This window comes from Eubacterium sp. 3_1_31, assembly GCF_964249515.1.
GTDB classification, from domain to species: domain Bacteria; phylum Bacillota_I; class Bacilli_A; order Erysipelotrichales; family Erysipelotrichaceae; genus Longicatena; species Longicatena caecimuris.
The window spans coordinates 41225-60940 of the sequence record NZ_CAXUBY010000001.1; the positions used below are offsets into that span (position 1 = coordinate 41225).

Annotated in this window: 22 protein-coding genes, 1 pseudogene and 1 riboswitch; of the genes and pseudogenes, 6 read left to right on the forward strand and 17 right to left on the reverse strand. The window is 38.2% G+C overall.

Annotated elements, in window-relative coordinates; genetic code table 11:
- Positions 1 to 18: 18 nt before the first annotated feature.
- Complete coding sequence (locus ACESSZ_RS00190) at positions 19 to 1626, reverse strand: gamma-glutamyltransferase family protein (RefSeq protein ID WP_119983350.1); 1608 nt, start codon at positions 1624 to 1626, stop codon at positions 19 to 21.
- Positions 1627 to 1832: 206 nt separating this feature from the next.
- Between ACESSZ_RS00190 and ACESSZ_RS00195 the strand changes: the two genes are divergently transcribed.
- A complete protein-coding gene (locus ACESSZ_RS00195; RefSeq protein WP_119983349.1) occupies positions 1833 to 2387 on the forward strand; it encodes a chromate transporter in 555 nt (184 codons plus the stop codon).
- Positions 2384 to 2953 carry a chromate transporter gene (locus ACESSZ_RS00200; RefSeq protein WP_119983348.1) on the forward strand — a complete coding sequence of 190 codons (570 nt, stop codon included), beginning with the start codon at positions 2384 to 2386 and terminating at the stop codon, positions 2951 to 2953. Before ACESSZ_RS00195 ends, ACESSZ_RS00200 begins: the two co-directional genes overlap by 4 nt.
- 53 nt (positions 2954 to 3006) lie before the next feature.
- On the opposite strand, the gene ACESSZ_RS00205 is transcribed toward ACESSZ_RS00200, so the two are convergent.
- A complete protein-coding gene (locus ACESSZ_RS00205; protein ID WP_499842648.1) occupies positions 3007 to 4122 on the reverse strand; it encodes an alkaline phosphatase family protein in 1116 nt (371 codons plus the stop codon).
- A gap of 97 nt (positions 4123 to 4219) precedes the next feature.
- Positions 4220 to 4394: riboswitch (cobalamin riboswitch) on the forward strand.
- A 77-nt stretch (positions 4395 to 4471) separates the two neighbouring features.
- Between ACESSZ_RS00205 and ACESSZ_RS00210 the strand changes: the two genes are divergently transcribed.
- Both ACESSZ_RS00210 and ACESSZ_RS00215 read left to right on the forward strand, forming a co-directional pair.
- On the forward strand, positions 4472 to 4966 hold the full coding sequence (locus ACESSZ_RS00210) for a cobalamin adenosyltransferase family protein (protein ID WP_119983346.1): 495 nt from the start codon (positions 4472 to 4474) through the stop codon (positions 4964 to 4966).
- Positions 4967 to 5451: 485 nt separating this feature from the next.
- A complete protein-coding gene (locus ACESSZ_RS00215; protein WP_119983344.1) occupies positions 5452 to 5874 on the forward strand; it encodes a DUF4430 domain-containing protein in 423 nt (140 codons plus the stop codon).
- 204 nt (positions 5875 to 6078) lie between these two features.
- Here ACESSZ_RS00215 and ACESSZ_RS00220 read toward each other — a convergent pair.
- From ACESSZ_RS00220 to ACESSZ_RS00275, 12 genes and pseudogenes are all read right to left on the reverse strand, one after another.
- Positions 6079 to 6219: pseudogene (locus tag ACESSZ_RS00220) on the reverse strand (DUF3781 domain-containing protein); the annotation flags it as partial.
- A gap of 18 nt (positions 6220 to 6237) precedes the next feature.
- Positions 6238 to 6822, reverse strand: a complete 585-nt coding sequence (locus ACESSZ_RS00225; RefSeq protein WP_415161935.1) for a pyridoxamine 5'-phosphate oxidase family protein — start codon at positions 6820 to 6822, stop codon at positions 6238 to 6240.
- A gap of 219 nt (positions 6823 to 7041) precedes the next feature.
- Positions 7042 to 7236: a hypothetical protein gene (locus ACESSZ_RS00230; protein WP_270355188.1), complete on the reverse strand. Its 195-nt coding sequence runs from the start codon at positions 7234 to 7236 to the stop codon at positions 7042 to 7044.
- A gap of 17 nt (positions 7237 to 7253) precedes the next feature.
- Positions 7254 to 7598: a 30S ribosome-binding factor RbfA gene (gene rbfA, locus ACESSZ_RS00235; protein ID WP_008688305.1), complete on the reverse strand. Its 345-nt coding sequence runs from the start codon at positions 7596 to 7598 to the stop codon at positions 7254 to 7256.
- Between the two features lie 14 nt (positions 7599 to 7612).
- A complete protein-coding gene (gene infB, locus ACESSZ_RS00240) occupies positions 7613 to 9463 on the reverse strand; it encodes a translation initiation factor IF-2 (RefSeq protein WP_008688303.1) in 1851 nt (616 codons plus the stop codon).
- A gap of 8 nt (positions 9464 to 9471) precedes the next feature.
- Positions 9472 to 9765 (reverse strand): L7Ae/L30e/S12e/Gadd45 family ribosomal protein, encoded by a 294-nt coding sequence (locus ACESSZ_RS00245; protein WP_008688301.1) that lies wholly within the window; start codon positions 9763 to 9765, stop codon positions 9472 to 9474.
- On the reverse strand, positions 9762 to 10019 hold the full coding sequence (rnpM, locus tag ACESSZ_RS00250) for an RNase P modulator RnpM (RefSeq protein ID WP_119983342.1): 258 nt from the start codon (positions 10017 to 10019) through the stop codon (positions 9762 to 9764). The genes ACESSZ_RS00245 and rnpM overlap by 4 nt, the downstream gene beginning before the upstream one ends.
- A gap of 20 nt (positions 10020 to 10039) precedes the next feature.
- Entirely contained in the window at positions 10040 to 11719 is a 1680-nt protein-coding gene (gene nusA / locus ACESSZ_RS00255) for a transcription termination factor NusA (RefSeq protein WP_119983341.1), read from the reverse strand.
- Between the two features lie 20 nt (positions 11720 to 11739).
- Positions 11740 to 12207, reverse strand: a complete 468-nt coding sequence (rimP, locus tag ACESSZ_RS00260; protein ID WP_119983340.1) for a ribosome maturation factor RimP — start codon at positions 12205 to 12207, stop codon at positions 11740 to 11742.
- Positions 12208 to 12431: 224 nt separating this feature from the next.
- Positions 12432 to 12602, reverse strand: coding sequence for a 50S ribosomal protein L32 (gene rpmF / locus ACESSZ_RS00265; RefSeq protein ID WP_008688294.1), 171 nt, complete (start codon positions 12600 to 12602; stop codon positions 12432 to 12434).
- 15 nt (positions 12603 to 12617) lie between these two features.
- Positions 12618 to 13136 carry a YceD family protein gene (locus ACESSZ_RS00270; RefSeq protein WP_226896747.1) on the reverse strand — a complete coding sequence of 173 codons (519 nt, stop codon included), beginning with the start codon at positions 13134 to 13136 and terminating at the stop codon, positions 12618 to 12620.
- 293 nt (positions 13137 to 13429) lie between these two features.
- Positions 13430 to 14359 carry an alpha/beta fold hydrolase gene (locus tag ACESSZ_RS00275; protein ID WP_119983339.1) on the reverse strand — a complete coding sequence of 310 codons (930 nt, stop codon included), beginning with the start codon at positions 14357 to 14359 and terminating at the stop codon, positions 13430 to 13432.
- Positions 14360 to 14533: 174 nt separating this feature from the next.
- Between ACESSZ_RS00275 and ACESSZ_RS00280 the strand changes: the two genes are divergently transcribed.
- On the forward strand, positions 14534 to 15631 hold the full coding sequence (locus tag ACESSZ_RS00280) for a tRNA(Met) cytidine acetate ligase (protein ID WP_119983338.1): 1098 nt from the start codon (positions 14534 to 14536) through the stop codon (positions 15629 to 15631).
- Positions 15604 to 16197, forward strand: coding sequence for a YdcF family protein (locus ACESSZ_RS00285; protein WP_119983337.1), 594 nt, complete (start codon positions 15604 to 15606; stop codon positions 16195 to 16197). Before ACESSZ_RS00280 ends, ACESSZ_RS00285 begins: the two co-directional genes overlap by 28 nt.
- Before the next feature lie 133 nt (positions 16198 to 16330).
- On the opposite strand, the gene ACESSZ_RS00290 is transcribed toward ACESSZ_RS00285, so the two are convergent.
- The 3 genes from ACESSZ_RS00290 to ACESSZ_RS00300 are packed head-to-tail and all read right to left on the reverse strand — an operon-like array spanning position 16331 to position 19671.
- Positions 16331 to 16876, reverse strand: a complete 546-nt coding sequence (locus ACESSZ_RS00290; RefSeq protein ID WP_119983336.1) for a GNAT family N-acetyltransferase — start codon at positions 16874 to 16876, stop codon at positions 16331 to 16333.
- A gap of 36 nt (positions 16877 to 16912) precedes the next feature.
- A complete protein-coding gene (locus tag ACESSZ_RS00295) occupies positions 16913 to 19114 on the reverse strand; it encodes a RelA/SpoT family protein (RefSeq protein ID WP_017144657.1) in 2202 nt (733 codons plus the stop codon).
- A gap of 41 nt (positions 19115 to 19155) precedes the next feature.
- Positions 19156 to 19671, reverse strand: a complete 516-nt coding sequence (locus tag ACESSZ_RS00300) for an adenine phosphoribosyltransferase (RefSeq protein WP_008688285.1) — start codon at positions 19669 to 19671, stop codon at positions 19156 to 19158.
- Positions 19672 to 19716 lie beyond the last annotated feature (45 nt).

The following is a 19716-nucleotide window of genomic DNA, read 5'->3' on the forward strand; positions in this document are numbered from 1 at the left end:
GTATCGTGCGATACTTTTTTAATAGCAGGCAATATTGCTATCAGTACGTGATTCACAGCCACCGACATACACCCCATTCTCCATGCGCATAATCATTTGTCCACGTCCAAAACTTGACACCTCTTCTTCCACACAAATTTGGTGTCCACGTTTGCGTAGAGCGTCAATGATCGTAGCATCAAAGCTTTTTTCAACCCGGAAAGTTTTATCCTTGATCCATTGCCAACGAGGCGCATCCAATGCCATTTGTGGATTTAAATGAAAATCAATCAGGTTCATTGCCACTTGTACATGTCCTTGAGGCTGCATATAGCCCCCCATAACGCCAAAGGGACCTAAGGCTTTTCCATTTCGTGTAATAAAGCCGGGAATAATCGTATGATAACTTCGTTTTTGTGGCCGCAATACATTGACATCAGTTTCACATAAAGAAAAATCAGCACCACGATTTTGTAAAGCGATACCAGTATCTTTGACAACGATTCCACTGCCAAAGCCCATGTAATTGGATTGGATGAAAGACACCATATTCCCCTCACAATCAGCCGTACATAAATAGACAGTACCACTTTTATAAGGCATAGCTACTTGCGGCATTAACGCCTGCTCCTGTATCTGACTTGCCCTCATCTTACCAAATGATGCATCAATCATCCTTAAGACATCGGGATGTGCAGCCCTAGGATCACTGATTGTCGCCATGCCATCGGCAAAGGCCATTTTCATAGCTTCAAATTGATGATGAAACATTTTTTCATCACGTTTTTCGAAATGAAATTCTTTTAACGTATTCAGTGCATGTAAGGCGACGATTCCTTGACCGTTTGGCGGTAATTCCCATATATCATGATCATGATAATGTACATGCAACGGTTCTTGCCAGAGAACCTCATGTGCTGCTAAATCTTCATATCGTAAAAAACCATGATGCTTTTTGCTGTCAGCATCTATCGCTTTTGCTAATTCTCCTTCATAGAAGGCTTTCCCTTTTGAATCGGCAATCATTTGCAGACTTCTCGCATGATGTTTTAACACCATGATGGATCCAGGCTCTAGTGATACTCCTTCTTTATGAAAAGTGGCAAACCATTCTTGAAAAGCATCTTCATTTCGATGACTTTTGAATCGTTCACATGCCTGTTTCCACATGCGAGAAATTTCTGGTGTTAAGGGAAACCCATCTCTTGCATAACGAATAGCTGGTTCTAATACTTCTTTAAATGGTAAAACGCCAAAACGTGCATGCAATTCTGTCCAGGCTTTGACTGCCCCAGGTACGGTTACTGGTGTCCATCCATCCGTAGGCATGCGTGAAATATTTCCATGAAGATCTTTTACTTTTTCAATGGTGATTCCTTGTGGCGAGCGGCCGGAAGAATTTAAACCATACATTTTATTTTTAAACCATACGATAGCAAAGGCATCTGAGCCTAATCCATTCGCTGTTGGTTCTACGACTGTTAATGCAGCCGCTGTCGCAATAGCTGCATCTATTGCATTCCCGCCTTTACGCAACATTTCTAAGCCAGCAGCACTTGCTAAATTGTGACCTGTACAAACCATCCCATTCCTCGCTATTACCGGATAGCGATTGGATGCATACACCTGATGATGTACATCAAACATAAAACTTCAACCCCTTTTCTTCTTCATCATTATAGCAGTTTTTTTCAACGTGTCGTAGTGATTTTTACGTTTTTCATTCATGATTTCTGCTCCTTGCGTTAACCTTTCGTATTTTATTTCAATTTCGTATTTTCTTATGCAGAATGAGTTGTCAAATGAACTTTGATTTCGTATAATGAAATTCGTATGAATTTGAGGTGAACGATATGAAAGAATATTGGGAGTTGTTTTACTCCTTTGCTAAAATTGGGGCCTTTACGTTTGGAGGTGGCTATGCAATGCTACCGCTTATTCAACGTGAAGTTGTTGAAAAAAAGCATTGGGCAACAGAAGAAGAGATTATGGATTATTATGCCGTAGGACAATGTACACCCGGTATCATTGCCGTAAATACCGCTACCTTTATCGGCTATTACAAAAAAGGCATTATCGGCGGTATCTTTGCAACTTTGGGTGTGATATTCCCTTCGATTGTAATCATCTTATTAATTGCTACGCTGTTGCAGAACTTTTCCGATTTAGCAATTGTACAGCATGCACTTGGAGGTATTCGTGTTGCTGTTTGCGTATTGGTTTTGAATGCCGTTATCAAATTGTTTAAGTCCGGAGTTAAAGATTTCACAGGTGCTTTGATTTTTTGTCTGGCTTTATTACTAGCGTTTTTGCAGTTGATACCAACTATAGTAATCATCATCACAGCAGCTTGTCTTGGTATTGGCATTCAGCTATATAAAGCCAAAAAGGAGGTAAAATCCTCATGAGTGTTTATCTTGCGTTATTGATTGAATTTTTCAAAACCGGTCTATTCGCTGTAGGTGGAGGCCTGGCAACAGTTCCTTTTCTATTTGAACTCATAGGCAAATATCATTGGTTTACCAGCGAAATGCTTGCAAATATGATTGCTGTATCTGAAGCAACACCTGGTGCAATGGGCGTCAATATGGCAACCTATGTTGGATATCATGTAACTGACAGCATGCTTGGTGGTATTTTAACTACGCTTGCTTTAGTAGCACCTAGTATTATCATTATTTGTATCATTGCACACTTTTTAAAGAAATTTAAAGATAGTGCTATCATTCAACATGGATTTTATGGTTTACGACCGGCAGTCACTGCCATGATTGCATCTGCCGGCTTAGGAATCTTTATGACAACCATGTTTAAAAACGAGGAATTTCATTTCCAAACCTTCCTTGACACAATTCAATATGTACCTCTTATCATGTTCATTGTGGTATTGTGCTTGTCCCGTAAATTCCCTAAGCTTCATCCCATTGCCTTGCTATGTGGATGTGCCTTAGCTGGTATCGTTTTACAACTTTAAATTACAAACAGCTGCTTAAAGACGCCGTGTCCTAATACAGCTGTTTTTCTATGCTATTTCTTAGCTTCATCTTCCCTTTGAAAACAAATAATCGGAATCATTCTTTCTTCCTTTGTATAACCAGCATGACTTCCCTTTACCGCATAGCTATCATCATAAATCAGTTGTTCATCACCGATTGCGATAGCAAGATAATCACCTACAAAAGACGTAAAGAGCGGATGGTTGTTTCCTTCGCCAAAGATATGCTCCTGTAGCACTTCTGTTTTGCTAAGTAATATAAAGCTATTTCCATACTTTTCCTGAAAGTGTTCTTTAAACATCTGATGCTTGCCATCTTGAATAGAAAAGCTGAGAGCTCTTCCTTCTAATGACGGTAATCGTCGTAAACATCTCATCAATTGCTCGTCTTGAACCATACAATGACATGTAACATCTATCTGTCCATGATCAGCGATAATCAAAAGAGCACTTTTAGCGGATAATGATGGAAAATAGTGTGCCATGAGCTCATCGTAGTTTTCTAGCATCGCTTTGCTTTCGACTGCATGTACCCCATAGTGATGCATGCAATCGTCAAATTCATCCCAATACGCATAGATACACGGAGCACGCTGTGATTGACTCTCTTTGACGATACGCTGACACATCTCCTTGAAACTGTGTACTCCTCCTTTGCGAAAAGCCGGATAGATTTCTGTTGCCAAAATACCATTTGCTAAGCAGTCTTGCACAAGGGAATTCACCGCTACATGCTCATATGTATAATGAGGCTGCCAATAAGGCTTTTTCTGATAATAAGAACGATTCAAAAACATGACCAAATGCTCATCGATTTCTTCAAAATACTGTTGCCAGCCAAGCCATCCATGTTCACATGGGTATTTCCCACTTAAAAAAGAAGTTGTCGCCGCCGCAGTTGTCGGCGGAAACACAGTTTCCACATATCGTTTACAATGTTGTTTAAGAAAACCTTTTGCTTTAGCCAGTTGCTCTATCTGATACTTTCCTAAGCCATCGATCAATAATACAATGATTTGTTCGGGTTTTCTTTCCAGTAACCATTGATCTAATTGCTCATCACTTTTATGAAACAGCGGCAAATGATAATAGGCACGTAGCGAATTTGCTATATGTACAAGATTATCCTTCTTCCAATCCATTTTCATTGCATCACCCCATAGTATTTTTTAATTTATTTATACATTATATCACACTTCTGACTAGACATAATATAGAAAAAAAAGCTATAATGAGATAGAACAATTGAAAATGAATATTACAGGTGTATACATACTCAATAAGGAAGAAAGTGAAAATCTTTCGCTGCCCCAGCAGTCGTGATATGGACGAAATCCAAGATACCATTGTGCTTATGCATGAGAAGGTGGAAAGTAGGAAGAAGTTAAGCCGAAAGACTTGCCTGTAATGAATGCATCTGCTGGGTGATCAGAAAAAAGCAAATCATTTTTCCTTTTTTCTGTTTCACACTCCACAAGAAAGAGAGGGTGAAAAAGAATGCGTATGGAATATTGTGCATATAGCTTTTTAAGTGAAGATGGCAGCTTATGTGATTATGAAATTGCAACAGATGAGCTTGCCAGTATGACGGCCGTATGTGCGCATCATGTCAAACACATCAAGAGAAAAGATATACAAGAACTGGTTACACTCATCTATCATGCCAATGGTTCTATCCGAGGTAAATGTGCCATACAAAAGCAGGAGGTCATGCGTCTTCATGCAATGTATGAGTTTTATTTTGTCAGGATAGAACATTTTGTTTTGCCAGTAGGCAGCCTTGGTACAACATATTTACATGTTTTGCGTGCAAAAACGAAAGCCATTATACGTATCCTAACGAAATTGCAAAAAGAAGGGCATACCATAAATCACCATTTGCTTGACTTTATGAATTTATTGGCAAATACCTTTTTTATGATGTGTCTGTATGAAAACAAAGCAGAAGGTAATGCGGAACAAGTCTTTATCAGCAAGTCCTATGAAAGCTAAAGAATTATGCTACATTGCGGTTATGGCCGCAATAGAATCGGTTGTATTTACATCATTTTCATTTGTTCTGTATCTGGAATGCATCACCTTTACCATTGTCCTTTTTGCAATGTGTTTTGAAACGAAACAAGCTGTGTTAGGTGCCATCGTATTTAGCATCGTGAATTTGTCTATGCAAGGCGTTACCCCTTGGAGCATGATGTATTGTCTGATCTATCCTCTTTACAGTCTGTTTATTGGCATAAGTAAACCATTTTTACAAAAACACTATTGGTTACTATGTTTCTTATGCGGTTGTTTATCTTTTCTAACCGGTCAGCTTGTCCAGATACCATTTCTTCTTATATCTAAAAAAATCACAATACTTTATATCTTAGCAGGGCTGAAAATATCATGTATTCAAGGATGTCTATCCGCTTTTTGTTGCATGATCTGTTATCAGCCTATACATACCATTTTAAAAAAAATTACAAGGAGTACTTCTTATGGGAAAATTATGTAAACTACTCGCCATCTGCTGTATCCTGTTTGTCAGCGGATGTACGAATAAAGAAATAAGTGAAACAGCGAAATCAGCTTCACAAGAAACAATTACCTTACACATCGTTGTAAATAAAGAAGGCGAAGAAATATTTAATAAAAACGTTAGTGTCAAAGATCACGTAACTACCTTAGCTGACTTTTTAGAAAAAGCCAATGAGCTAAAGGTGGAAATGGAAGACAGCGCGTATGGGAAAAAGATTGTTTCCATCCTAGGTGTTAAAACGAAGGATTGGCAAAAAGGTCCATGGTGGCTATATGAATCTAGCAATAATGAATCCTGCCAGGCTTCCGGCCAATGCGATGCTGCCAGTGCCTTAAAGATTAAAGACGGTGATGATTTCACTTTTAATTTTCAAGGCATGTAATATAAAAACTTTTGGAATGTGAACAGCTTATATTACACATTCCTTTTTTTAATCACTTATATAAGTTTTTGACATATGATAGCTATTATATGAATAAGCAAGGATGATCATGATAATGAACATCACCAAGTCATAAATATAGAATAGCATATTTTACACGCTATTCGAGTATGATATCTTCAATAAGTGTTCAAATTTTCTCAATCATTTGATAGCATGTGCGGTAATAATCGTATAACGATAGGCATTAATTGTTATTTTAATCCCATCAATCTCCCCATACCAGTTCTTTCCTATGCGATAAATCTGACAGTTTTTATCCAAGAGTTTATCTTTACAATACGCGACAACATTTGATACGTTTCATTTTAAGTTGGTTTTGATACGCTTGCTTCCCTTCTCTGTCGTATGAATCTCATCGATATGATCGAGCAATATCCTTTTATCTTCATTCAAATTATCGTTATGCATAGAAATCGCTTTGTGCTCTTTACAACTCAACTCTGTTACCAACAATTTAAATACGGTCAGCTTAGCAAGCTTTTTAGGTGAAAACTGCCAATCTATTTTTCCAGTATTGTGATACATGATTTGCGATAAAGCATATGCTTTCTCTTTTGCATCTGTTAAGATAGAAATCTTTCCTGTCCCAATAACACTTTGAAAAGCTGCTGAATAAGCACAAGGATTTTTTGCTTCTTGTAACTGATAATTTGTATCAAGTTCAAATCCAACAGGATTTCCTGTTTTCATACACTCAATCTTTCTGCCTTCCATAGCACTATGAAAATAAAAAACATAATCTGTTGCTTTCTTTTCAAATCCGAAATTTAATGGCACGATGTAGACTGCTCCCTTATCTATAAAACCTAATCTACAACAATAACACTGAGAGATGATCTCCATAATTTTTTTCTCGTCAGTAACTTCTCTATCTTTACGTCTCATATCCATTCCCTCATAAAATTAAACCTTTCTTTAGCCTATTGTATCATGGTAACTTCTGATAGTGAACTAGTTTTCTCCTACAGTCTCTTCTTGCATACCTTTTGTAAAAGCATGTAGGCGATAGTCATTAAACTACCGCCCCTTATCAAACCGTACGTGCCCTACTAAGGCATACGGCTTATCAATATGCCTATTTATGTTATCCACTATATCGTAAATTCACTCCTGAATCTTTATTCTCTCCTGTGTATAGTATTCGATTCCTTCTTCTTTCAATTTCTTGATATATTTTTCTCGTCTGGTTTTATTCTTTTCCTGTTGATAAATACAATCTCTTAATAAGAAAGAAAATTCAACCATGCCTGTACATGGTTGAATTAAGCGACTGCCTATCGCACAAAAAGATGCAGCCACAGTTGACTGCATCTTGCTTATGAATGTTCATTAATCTTACTAATAATTTTCTCAATCTTATTGCCTCTTTCTAATGCATCATCGATTAGAAAATGAAGCTCTGGTACTTTACGCATCGTTAAACGTTTTGCTAAAGCACTGCGAATAAATCCTTTACTGCGATTTAACGCCTTCATCCCTGCTTCTTCTCTAGCCTTTTGACCTAGAAAGGATACATAAATTTTAGCAATCGAGAGATCATTTGTTACCGTGACATCTGTAATCGTAATAAAGCCAATCTTAGGATCTTTTAGCTCAAACTGAATGATCTCACTGACTTCTTTCTGAATGATTCCGGCAATTTTTTCAGCTTTTACTTTCATTCTATCACCTGATGTTATTCTGGCTCAACCTGTTGGTCTTCATACGCCTCAATCAAATCTCCTTCTTTGATGTCATTAAAGTTTTCAATAGTCATACCACATTCAAAACCATTTTGAACTTCTTTCACATCATTCTGGAACCGACGCAGAGAACCTAACTTACCGGTATAGATTACAACACCTTCACGAATCAAACGCACACTGCAATCTTTCGTGATATGTCCATCCGTCACCATACATCCGGCAATCGTTCCCACCTTACTAACCTTGTAAGTCTGACGAACTTCTGCCTGACCAATGACAACTTCTTCATAAACCGGTGCCAACATTCCTTTCATTGCACTTTCCATTTCTTCTAAAGCTTTATAAATAATGTTATGCAAACGGATATCTACGCCTTCTTCTTCAGCTTTTTTACGCACCATCGCATTAGGGCGTACATTAAATCCATAAATCACTGCATTTGATGCACTTGCCAACATGATATCACTTTCAGTAATGGCACCTGCAGTGCTACGGATGACATTCACCTTCACACCGGAAACTTCAATTTTTTCCATACTTGCCTTTACTGCTTCGGCAGAACCCTGTACATCCGCTTTAACGATGACATTAATATCCTGTACTTCACCTTCTTCAATCTGACGTGCTAAATCATCTAATGACATCGCACTTGAAGAGTTACGTTCTTGATCAATACGTTTTGTCAAACGTGTTTCCGCAATTTGACGTGCTTTCTTTTCTGAATCAAATGCTTTAAAGATATCCCCTGCAATTGGCACATCATTTAAACCAATAATCTCAACCGGTGTGGATGGCAATGCTTCTTTAATTTCGCGGCCACGATCATCTGTCATCTTACGTACGCGTCCAAAAGCAGTACCAACAACGACAGCATCACCGGTATGCAATGTTCCATTTTGTACAAGCAAGGTTGTTACCGGTCCGCGTCCTTTATCCAGCTTCGCCTCGATAACAGTTCCGGTTGCCATCTTATTTGGATTCGCACGGAAATTTTCTACTTCTGATACAACAAGAATTGTCTCCAGCAAATCAGAAACACCATCACCAAATTTTGCTGATACTTCCGCAAAAATGGTATCTCCGCCCCATGCTTCAGGAAGTAATCCTAAGTCACTCATTTCATTCATGATACGATCTTTATTAGCATTTGGTTTATCAATCTTATTCACAGCCACAATAACCGGAACACCAGCCGCTTTGGCATGATCCACCGCTTCTTTGGTCTGTGGCATAACGCCATCATCCGCAGCAACGACGATGATAACCAAATCGGTTACTTTCGCACCACGTGCACGCATGGCCGTGAAAGCTTCATGGCCCGGCGTATCTAAGAAAGTAACTTTTTTACCTTTCACTGATACTTGATATGCACCAATGTGCTGCGTGATGCCACCAAATTCACCTTCTGTTACGTGTGTTTTACGAATCGTATCCAACAAGGTTGTTTTTCCATGGTCAACATGTCCCATGATCGTAACAACAGGAGGACGGGATACTAAGTTTTCTTCATCCTCTTCTTCAACATTCATCATCTCTTCAAAATCACTTTCTTCGATGATGATTTCCTTGTGACATTCTACATTAAATTCCATGCAGACAAGTTCAATCGTTTCATCATCCAAAGTCGAGTTGATGGTTACCATTGTTCCCATCATAAAGAGAAGCTTGATGATTTCACTTGCATTGCGATTTAATTTCTCTGCTAATTCCTGAACCGTCAGTGCAGAACTGTACGTAATCTCTTTTACTTCCACACGTTCTTTCCGTGGTGTAAACTCTTTTTTGCGATTTCCATTGTTCTTACGGTTTCCATTCCCTTTTTTGTGTTGTTGTCTTGCCATATAATCACCTAGCCTTTCAAGCAAGCATGAAGTTTTTGTGCAAAACCTTCATCTAATATTGCAACAGATTTGCGATTCTTATCACCGATAGCCATGTTTAATTCTTCCCCATTCATAAAGACATAGGGCACATGATAATAGGCACATTTATCTGTCAGCTTTTTCTTACCGTTTTCTCCCATATCATCTGCCATAATAAGCAGCGAAACCTGATTGCTGCGCAGTTTTTTAAAGATCGTTTCACCGGTAGCTATCTTATGGGCACGCATAGCCAATCCCAGTGTTCCAATTGCTTTCTTCATTCACCAAATAACTTTTGTAGTTCCTCATAAAGTTCTTGAGGTATCTCACATTCTAGTGAACGCGCCAAAGCTTTTTTCTTCTTTGCCACTTCCAGTGCCTCAATACTGCGCTTTAGATAGGCACCTCGACCATTCTTTTTCCCTGTTTCATCAATTTCAATATTACCATCAGGGGTACGAACGATACGAATCAATTCTTTTTTTGGAAGACTTTCACCAGTTGCCACACACTTGCGCATAGGTATTTTTCTCATAAAAGCTCCCTCCTTTTTCTTTATTCTTCGTAATATTTATCATATTCATCGAAGTCAATCTCATCATGAATCCAATCATTTTCTTCTTCTTCACGTTGAGCACGTTCGATTTCTTCTAGTTCTTCTTCTGAGTAAATAGGCTTCATTTCATAATCCTTTTTACTCAAATCAAAGGTTGGTTTACGGCGTTCTTCCTTTTCTTCACTCTTTTTCCAACGTGGTTTGCTAACCGGTTTTTCTTCCTGTTTTGCGCTAACATCTGCCAATGTTTCAAATTTTGATTTATATTCTTGTTTTTCTTTGATATTTAAGCCTTCTTGACGCTGTTTTTCCTTAGCAATACGAGCCGCTCTTTCCAGATCGCTCTCTTCTTTTTCTTCTTCAACCACTTCTTCTTCCACTTCTTTTTCAGCCACTTTTTCCACTTCAGGTGCGATGATACTTGCTTTCGCTTCTACTACTACATCATCTACCATTTCTTCTGGCTCTTCTAAAATTTCTTCCTGGAAGGATACTCCCGCATCGGCAAGTGATATTGCTTCTTCACTCGCTGCCTCTTCAAAGCGTTCTTGCTGTGCCAATGCTTTGGCAGCAGCCTGCGCAGCTAAGAATTCTTCACGCTGTTTCATAGCGATGCCTTTCCAATCAATACCAGCTGCATCCACATCGCTCTCTGCTTTAATATCAATCTTATTGCCGGTCAATTTCACTGCCAGACGTGCATTTTTACCACGTTTACCAATAGCTAAAGATAACTGATTATCTGGTACGACAACCAATAAGCCACCTTTGCGTTCTTCGCTTGGGATTACGGCTAATACTTCCGCAGGTGAAAGAGCATTTTTAATTAATTCTGTAACATCTTCACTCCATTCAAAGATATCAATTTTCTCACCGCCAAGTTCATTGATGATAACCTGAACACGTTGTCCACGCGGCCCGATACAAGCACCAATTGGATCAATGTTTTCATTGTGAGAATAAACAGCCATCTTTGTACGTTCTCCTGCCTCACGCGCGATTGCCTTAATTTCAATCACACCCTGGAAAATTTCTGGTACTTCTTTTTCAAACAGACGTTTTACTAAAGTTGCATCACCGCGAGATACTAACACCTGTGCACCTTTGGTTTCTTTATTTACTTCAATGATCACCACGCGAATACGATCACCTTCATGATAACGTTCGTTAGGAATCTGCTGATTTTTAGGCATTAACGCCAATGTCTTTCCAATATTTACGATACAGAATTTTTCCTCGACAGACTCAATTGTTCCAACAACCATCTCATCAACTTTATCACAATATTCTTCATAAACGATCAGTTTCTCAGCTTCACGGATTTTCTGTTTCATAACGTTTTTAGCTAAGATAACCGCTGCTCTGCCTAACTGTGTAATGTCTACTTCTTCCTCGACAACACCATCCAGTTCCAGCTCTTGATTGATTTTCTTTGCATCTTCTAATGAAATTTCCAATTCATCATCTTCTACCGTTTCAACAATCGTACGCTGCTGATATACCTTGATGTTTCCCGTTTTTTCATTAACATCTACACGTACTAATGCATCAGGAATTTCAATGTGTTTACGGAATGCCTTAGCCAACGCTTCTTGTAGCGCTTCTACGACAACTTCCTGAGGTAATTTACGATCACTTTCGATTGCCTGCATCGCAGCCATAAAATCTTTTAACTTCATGTTCTTCTTTTTCCTTTCTCTTAAATTTTCACACTTAAGCGAATTAATGCGATATTATCGCCATCAATTGTTATCTTTTTCTTTACTGCTTTATCCATATGTTCCATCGTGATATTACCATTTTCATAAGCACGCAAATATCCTTTTACGGCATCCATGCCTGCTTTGGGATTTTTCAATTTCACATAAACATATTCATCCAGAGCATCTTGAATCTGTGTTTCATCCTTTAATTCACGTTCAGCCCCCGGAGAACATACTTCTAGAAAATATTCACTGGCAATCATATCTACTTCATCCAGCTTTTCTGATATTTTTTCTGACATAGCTGCACATGTATCAATATCCATACTGCCATCTTTGCGCATGATTGCAACCTGTAAAATGCGATTTTTACCTTCTTGCTGCCATGAGACATCATACAGTTTAATATCTTCTTGTGCGAGAAGAGGTTTGATCAATTCTTTGATTTTTGACAATCCGTCCATAACATTCTCCTTTACAACATAATGAAGGAGTGGGCATGACCCACTCCGTTTGAAGTTCTATAGTTAATATACCACGTTCTATGAAATTATTCAACGCTTTTCCCCTTTTTATTTTGAAATTCTGAAAAAGCATATTATCAAGAGGGGGATATTGTTACTGCTGTATCTGTAATAAAGCATTGTATGTTTCAGAAAAGAAAAAACCGGTTGCCCGGTCTGTTTTCTTATTTTTCTACGATTGTTTTACCGTTGTACTCACCGCATGAACACATTTTGTGAGGCATTTTGTATTCACCGCATGCTGGACATTTCACCAAAGTTGGCGCAGCCAATTTGTAGTGAGTTCTACGTTTTGCTTTTCTAGTTTTTGAATTACGTCTCTGCTGAACAGCCATGTTAGCACCTCCTACTTAATCTTCCAATTTGAATTCTTTCAACTTTGCTAAACGAGGATCTATATCATCCTTTTTAGATTTCGTATAGTCTTCCTCTTTGACAACTTCCCAACCGTCACCTTTAGGATACTCTTTGATTCCTTCTTTTACGACCTTCAAAGGAACTTCCATAAGTATCAATTGAAAGATCACCGGCAATAGTTCTACGACATCACCTTTTACTTCGTGTACATCTTCATCCTCTGTCTTGTCAAAAGAGAACACTTCCAAAGATTTTGTGTGGAAATCATATTCTACATCCTCAAGGGTTATAGAACACGGCACGATCATCACGCCTTCAATATCCAGATCCGCAAATACGCGTTCACTGGCTGTATCGTAATGAATATTTCCTGATACCGTAACATCCTGCAATCCTCTGATTTGGTGCATCTTGGCGAACGCCGCAGGATCGAAAGCAATCGTATCCGTAAAATCGATTGTTTGTTTATCCGCCTGTAACAGCTCAGCTCTAGACCATTTCAAAAGAATCACCTCGTTGTCTGACCTATCCTATTATAAGGAAACTGGACAATAAAGTCAATATATTTCTCACTTTCCCATGATTAGGCTAATATATTAAACCACAAAAACGAAATGAAAGAAAGACTTTTTCTTTAATTTTTATTTTTTGTACCTAATTTTTACTAATTCTATCTGCTTTTTATAAAGTTTTGCATTTTCTTATATCCTTCACAGCAGTATCCCCTTAAAGTGAAAAACATGTTATAGATGCTATTCTCACTTCATCTTTGTTTTCATTAAAAAGTGCTTATCAAATGAACAGCTTATGTGTTTGTAGTATGTTTATTCAACCATTTCAAAAGATCCCGATACACTTCTCCTTTATCTCTTTCGTTCAAGATTTCATGACGCATTCCTTCATACAATTTCCAAGATACATTCGCATATCCAACCTTACGCATCAACATTACAGCTGTATGGAATGCCTTTTCAGAAATGATACAAGGATCTTGTTTTCCGGCAATGAAATAGATAGGCATTGATGCATGGTGGCATTGCCAGCCTTTTTTATCATATACAGCCATCATTAAAGAGAAAAGATTTTCAAAACCGTTTAAAGTAAACGTAAAGCCACATAAAGGATCTTCATCATATTCCTTTACCACATCTTCATCACTGCAAATCCAGCTGTTCTCACTTTTAGCATCTTGAATTCCATCATTATGATGCCCAAATGCCAAACGTTGTAAGAGAGAACTACGATAGTGATCTTGTTTCACTTTCTCCATGATCTGACAAAGTATCTTACCAAAAGCTGCTGCTTTATTTTCACTTGGCGAACCACAAACAATCAATCCATCAATATCCCTATCATAACGTTTACAGTATGCACGTACGGCTAAAGAGCCCATACTGTGACCGAATAAAAACAATGGCACATGTGGAAAATGCTCTTTTATACGCATACTGATTTCATGAATATCTTCTATTAAATAGGTGGCATCAACACCATAGAAATATCCCAAATCTGCTTGTGACTTTACACTTTCCCCATGACCGCGATGATCATGAATGACACATAAATAGCCCGATTGTGCCAAATAATGCATGAGATTTTCATAACGTTCCTTATGTTCTGCCATACCATGTACCAGCTGAATCACACCAACAACTTCTCTATCCGGCACCATGCACATACCATGAATACAAAGACCATCACATTGACTGATAAAACTGAATTTTGTTAGTTTCATAAATGCCTCCGTTTTCTTGCCTTATCTGTTTTCATTGTACCATAGAATCGCTTAAAAATATGCTGACAAAGTATTCACATTGTCTAAGAGAGTACTATCTCCTAGAATTGACAATGTCAATACGTAAAAAATATGATAGAATAAATACCATATAGAAAAGAAAGGAGTTTGCTTATGCAGGTATGCGGTATTGTCACAGAATACAATCCCTTTCATAACGGGCATCAATATCACATTACACAGGCGCGTAGCATTCGTAATTGCGATTGTCTGATTGCCATCATGTCTGGTAATTTCGTGCAACGTGGAGAACCCGCCATCATTGATAAGTGGGAACGTGCTGCTTGTGCTGTTGCTCATGGTGTCGATATTGTCATTGAACTCCCCTATCCTTATGCAACACAAAGTGCCGATATCTTTGCTCAAGGAGCCATCCGATTGCTTACGCTGGCTAATGTCAACCATATGGTGTTTGGCAGTGAATGTAATGACATTGAGAAATTAAAACATTTAAGTGAACGAGCTGCTGCTTTACCAGTACAGAAAAAGCAAGCCATGGTAAAAAGCTTTGCTGATTCGTGTACCCAAATCGCTAGTAATGATCTTTTAGGCATCAGTTATTTAAAAGCATTGCAAGGCAGTGCTATACAGCCTTATACGATACAAAGAACAAATTCATATCATGAATTAACCTATACGAAGACAATCGCCAGTGCCAGTGCCATCCGTCATGGTATCATGCTTCATCAGGATGTTCATCATGCCACAGTAATGGCAAATAAATTAGATACAACATATGCTTTCACACATTATTACCCTTATTTACAGACATTACTTATGAGCATGGATCGAGAAGATATTAAAGCAATGTTGATGGTAGAGGAAGGAATGGAGCAGCTATTACAGAAAAATGCCGCTCTCTATAGCGATATGGATAGCTTTGTAAATGCTTGCATCAGTAAGCGTTATACCCGCAGTCGTATTCAGCGGACCTTACTTCATATATTAACCCAGACCAAGAAAACGGAAATACAGAAACTCAGTCCTTTACAGCACCTACGCATTCTTGCAATGAATGATGTTGGCCGAGCCTATTTGTCACAATTACGCAAACAAGATGATCTGATCATAGCTTCTCGATTTAACCAGATTCCACAAGACTGGAGAAAGATTGAGTTACGTGCGACACAGGCATATACATATCCGTTAACACCAAAAAACAGAAAGGAAGCGATTGCCAAAGAATGGCAGTCTTTGGTTTATATCAAATGATATTACTCATCTGTATCATCCTCTTTGTGTTGCTTGCAAATCTTTATCTATATCATCATTTTCCAAAACCCAAACATCCCTTACAAGACATTTCTTATGATGTCGCAATTGTATTGGGTTATCCTTGTAATGCAGATGGCAGTTTATCAACAGTCCAAAAAAAGCGTATGGAGACTGCTATAAATTTATATCACAAACATTGCGTTCACCACTTATTAATCAGTGGTTCCTGCGTGCAGAATACTTATGTCGAGGCAGAAAAGATGGCCGCTTATGCTTTGACACAAAAGATACCAAAACAAGTCCTTGTCTTAGAAACCAAGGCACGTAACACGTATGAAAACTTAAAATACGCGAAATGCATTTGTGATGAAAATCAATGGGAAAACATTATTGTTATCACTAGTCCTTCCCATATGCGAAGAGCTGCCTTTTTTGTACATAAGTTTTTTCGTAACTATGTCATGGACACCTATCGTGAGCATAGTAGCATTAGAGTTAGAATGGATGAATACTTTCGCATGTGGAATACATTATATTATGAAAGAAAGCTTAGAAAGAACTAACACATCCTTTTTAAGCTTTTTCTTCGTTTTTGTGATATACATGACTTTTATTTAAAGCCTTTATATTCTGCCTTATCGCATACCCCACACCAATAAAAAAAGAGCAGATAGTCCCTTTAAAAAGACGAACCATTTACTCTTCTATATCATAGTTGCTTAGCTGTTTTTCTTGTTCCCATGCATATACATAATGATACAAAGCTGTTGTAAATTCAGGGACAAACTGTCCAATTGTGACAAGGCGAAACCCATTGCGTTCATACATCTCTCTTAGTTTCACCTTCTTCTCACGCACATCTAAACGCACTTCCGGATAGCCTTCTTTACGTCCCTTATCCTTGAAATAGGTAATCATAGCATCGCTATAGCCTTTTTTGGCATGAGCAGGATCAACACAGATCTTATGCAGATATAAATACTTTCCTTTGTCTACATCCGGCCAGTATAATTCATCGACATCAATAATGAATAACCCGCAAACGACTTCTCCATTACATTTACCAACATAATAATCATCAATCGTATATAATTGCGAAAAGGCTTCCCATGTGACATCTGCTAAGCGCCATTGTGGAATACCATGAGCATTATTATACAAGACCCGACGACGATACATTTCTAAGATTGCGGGAATATCCTCCGTTGTTGCTTTCGTTATTAAAAATGTTTCTTGTTTCATAAAACCTCCATTGGAAAAGGTGAGTGTCACCTCACCTTATTGAATAACTCTTTCGACACTTTTTACACTATTGACCTTTCTTAGATTCGCCATCAATGTCTGTAAATGAATAGCATTTTCCACAACAACCGTCATTTTTGTCGTTGCTGAAACCTTATCCTCATCAACTGAAGAATCAACATGCTGCAAACCCGCCTTGCATTGTGATACTACCGTCACAATATCGGATAGCAAGAAATTACGATCACTTGACTTCACGATCAGCTTGACTTCATATGTTTTCTGTTCAATGTTTTCATCCCATTCCACATCAATCAAGCGTTGTTTCTCATGCACGATATTGGGACAATCTGTACGATGTACCTTTACTCCTTGTCCTTTTGTTATATATCCTACGATATCATCACCAGGAACAGGAGAACAGCAGGCAGCCAGTGATATTTTCATGGAATCAATACCCGCTACCCGGATACCGGTTGAAGAAACTTTTCGCTTTCGTTCCTGACGATTGAACATTTTCGCTAATTCTTCATTATCTAATGGTACGCTTGTCTTATGTTTCACCAAACGGTCAATGACAGCAGGCAGGGATACTTGTTTAACACCAATCGCATACATCAAATCGTTATAAGAATTAAAACTTAGAGAGCCGGCAATATTTTCAATCTTCTTTTGTTCTGTATATGTCGCAACATCTAAGTTGCGTTTTTTCAATTCTTCCATCAGCATCTCTTCGCCTTTTTTTATATCAAGCGAACGGCGTTCGTTTTCCTGTTTCTGGAAGAATGAGCGTATTTTATTACGTGCATGAGCACTTTTTACAATTTTGATCCAGTCTTCACTAGGACCAGGAGATTGTTTACTTGTACGGATACTGACAACATCTCCTGTTTTTAATTTTGTATTCAATGGCATTAACACACCATTTATCGTAGCTCCAACCGTATGATGACCAACCTCGGTATGAACACGATAGGCAAAATCAATTGGTGTAGAACCATTTGGCAAAGCGATCACTTTACCTTTTGGTGTCATCACATAAACATTAGCCTCAAAGATATCCTTCTGTAATAGATTCATGTATTCCATAGCATCATCATTGACATCATCACTCATGACGCTGAAATCTTTAAACCAATGCAATTGCTCTTCAATTTCTTTTTGGTGCACCTCACGGCCGCCATTTAAATTTTCTTTATAACGCCAATGAGCCGCAATCCCCTGTTCTGCAACCTCATCCATAGATTCTGTACGAATTTGCACCTCAAATATATTACCATCCTCAGCCACGATGGTCGTATGCAAGGATTGGTACATGTTAACCTTCGGCATAGCGATATAGTCTTTAAAGCGTCCTGGAATCGGACGGTATTTCGCATGAATATATCCTAAGATTTCATAACAAGCCGTATCGGTATCTGTAATGATACGAATCGCCAATAAATCAAGAATTTCTTCAAAACGCTTATTTTTCGTTATCATCTTTTTATAAATACTATATAAATGCTTACTGCGTCCGAATATGCGATATTTTATCTGATGCTCATCCAGTAAAGAACTGATTTCTCTAATCATGCTTTGTACCTGTGCATCTCGTTCTGTTTTACGTTTTTCCACCAATTTGGCTATTTCATAATATTTTTCTTTATTTAAATACTGAAAGCACAGATCTTCGAGTTCATTTTTAATATCACTGATACCTAAACGATGGGCAATCGGCGCATAGACCTCCAATGTCTCACTCGCAATTTTTTGCTGTTTCTGCGGCGTCATATATTGTAAAGTACGCATATTATGTAGTCGATCAGAAAGCTTAATCAAAATAACACGCACATCTTTCGCCATCGCGATAAAAATCTTACGATGATTGCTGGCAAGATATTCTTTCTCATCTTTAAACTTCAATGCACCGATCTTTGTGACCGATTCCACCAAAGAAGCAACTTCTTCACCAAACATCTCACTAATTTGTTCTAAGCAGACATCACAATCTTCCACCACATCATGCAAAAGGCCTGCGGCTATCGTCTTAGGACCAGTCCGCAACATTGCTAATATATAACCTACCTGAATGGCATGTATGATATACGGTTCCCCGCTTTTACGATACTGCCCTGCATGATTCTTCTCTGCACACAAAAAGGCGCGTGTAATTAAATCAATATTTTCTTCTTTTTTGATGTATTGACGAACTTCTTGCATCATCTCATCAAATGTAACGACATTCTTCCTTACCATACTAATCACCCGCATTCAAGAAAAGGGGAACTTCCCCTTTTTTATTTATAAGACATTAAGGAGAACACTTCATAATCTTTTAGATGTTCTCTGCCCTGTAAGCCTTCTAATTCAATTAGAAAACCACAGCCCACAACTTCACCGCCCAATTCCTGAACGATCTGAATTGTTGCATCTACCGTACCTCCGGTCGCCAATAAATCATCAATGATCAAGACTTTTTGACCTTTTTTGATACTATCTTTATGTACATGCAATTCATTACTGCCATATTCTAAATCATAAGAAACACTTACCGTTTCTCTAGGCAATTTCCCCGGCTTGCGAACAGGAATAAAACCAATACCCAGCTCATAAGCAACCGGACAGCCAAAGATAAATCCTCGTGATTCTGGTCCAACAATAACCTCAGCCCCTACTTTTCTTGCAAAAGCGATCATTTCGTCACAAGCCTGATGAAATGCTTCACCATCTGCCATTAAAGGTGTGATATCACGAAACAGTACGCCTTCCTGAGGAAAATCAGGAATATCGGCAATATAGTCTTTATAATTCATGTGTAAGCCTCCTAACACGTCTCTTTTATTATAGCAAACTCTCTT

Excerpts from the sequence above, each read along its gene's own strand:
- ACESSZ_RS00190 (WP_119983350.1), bottom strand. The coding sequence starts at position 1,626 with ATGTTTGATGTACATCATCAGGTGTATGCATCCAATCGCTATCCGGTA.
- ACESSZ_RS00195 (WP_119983349.1), top strand. The coding sequence starts at position 1,833 with ATGAAAGAATATTGGGAGTTGTTTTACTCCTTTGCTAAAATTGGGGCC.
- ACESSZ_RS00200 (WP_119983348.1), top strand. The coding sequence starts at position 2,384 with ATGAGTGTTTATCTTGCGTTATTGATTGAATTTTTCAAAACCGGTCTA.
- ACESSZ_RS00205 (WP_499842648.1), bottom strand. The coding sequence starts at position 4,122 with ATGAAAATGGATTGGAAGAAGGATAATCTTGTACATATAGCAAATTCG.
- ACESSZ_RS00210 (WP_119983346.1), top strand. The coding sequence starts at position 4,472 with ATGCGTATGGAATATTGTGCATATAGCTTTTTAAGTGAAGATGGCAGC.
- ACESSZ_RS00215 (WP_119983344.1), top strand. The coding sequence starts at position 5,452 with ATGGGAAAATTATGTAAACTACTCGCCATCTGCTGTATCCTGTTTGTC.
- ACESSZ_RS00225 (WP_415161935.1), bottom strand. The coding sequence starts at position 6,822 with ATGAGACGTAAAGATAGAGAAGTTACTGACGAGAAAAAAATTATGGAG.
- rbfA (WP_008688305.1), bottom strand. The coding sequence starts at position 7,598 with ATGAAAGTAAAAGCTGAAAAAATTGCCGGAATCATTCAGAAAGAAGTC.
- infB (WP_008688303.1), bottom strand. The coding sequence starts at position 9,463 with ATGGCAAGACAACAACACAAAAAAGGGAATGGAAACCGTAAGAACAAT.
- ACESSZ_RS00245 (WP_008688301.1), bottom strand. The coding sequence starts at position 9,765 with ATGAAGAAAGCAATTGGAACACTGGGATTGGCTATGCGTGCCCATAAG.
- rnpM (WP_119983342.1), bottom strand. The coding sequence starts at position 10,019 with ATGAGAAAAATACCTATGCGCAAGTGTGTGGCAACTGGTGAAAGTCTT.
- nusA (WP_119983341.1), bottom strand. The coding sequence starts at position 11,719 with ATGAAGTTAAAAGATTTTATGGCTGCGATGCAGGCAATCGAAAGTGAT.
- rimP (WP_119983340.1), bottom strand. The coding sequence starts at position 12,207 with ATGGACGGATTGTCAAAAATCAAAGAATTGATCAAACCTCTTCTCGCA.
- rpmF (WP_008688294.1), bottom strand. The coding sequence starts at position 12,602 with ATGGCTGTTCAGCAGAGACGTAATTCAAAAACTAGAAAAGCAAAACGT.
- ACESSZ_RS00275 (WP_119983339.1), bottom strand. The coding sequence starts at position 14,359 with ATGAAACTAACAAAATTCAGTTTTATCAGTCAATGTGATGGTCTTTGT.
- ACESSZ_RS00280 (WP_119983338.1), top strand. The coding sequence starts at position 14,534 with ATGCAGGTATGCGGTATTGTCACAGAATACAATCCCTTTCATAACGGG.
- ACESSZ_RS00285 (WP_119983337.1), top strand. The coding sequence starts at position 15,604 with ATGGCAGTCTTTGGTTTATATCAAATGATATTACTCATCTGTATCATC.
- ACESSZ_RS00290 (WP_119983336.1), bottom strand. The coding sequence starts at position 16,876 with ATGAAACAAGAAACATTTTTAATAACGAAAGCAACAACGGAGGATATT.
- ACESSZ_RS00295 (WP_017144657.1), bottom strand. The coding sequence starts at position 19,114 with ATGGTAAGGAAGAATGTCGTTACATTTGATGAGATGATGCAAGAAGTT.
- ACESSZ_RS00300 (WP_008688285.1), bottom strand. The coding sequence starts at position 19,671 with ATGAATTATAAAGACTATATTGCCGATATTCCTGATTTTCCTCAGGAA.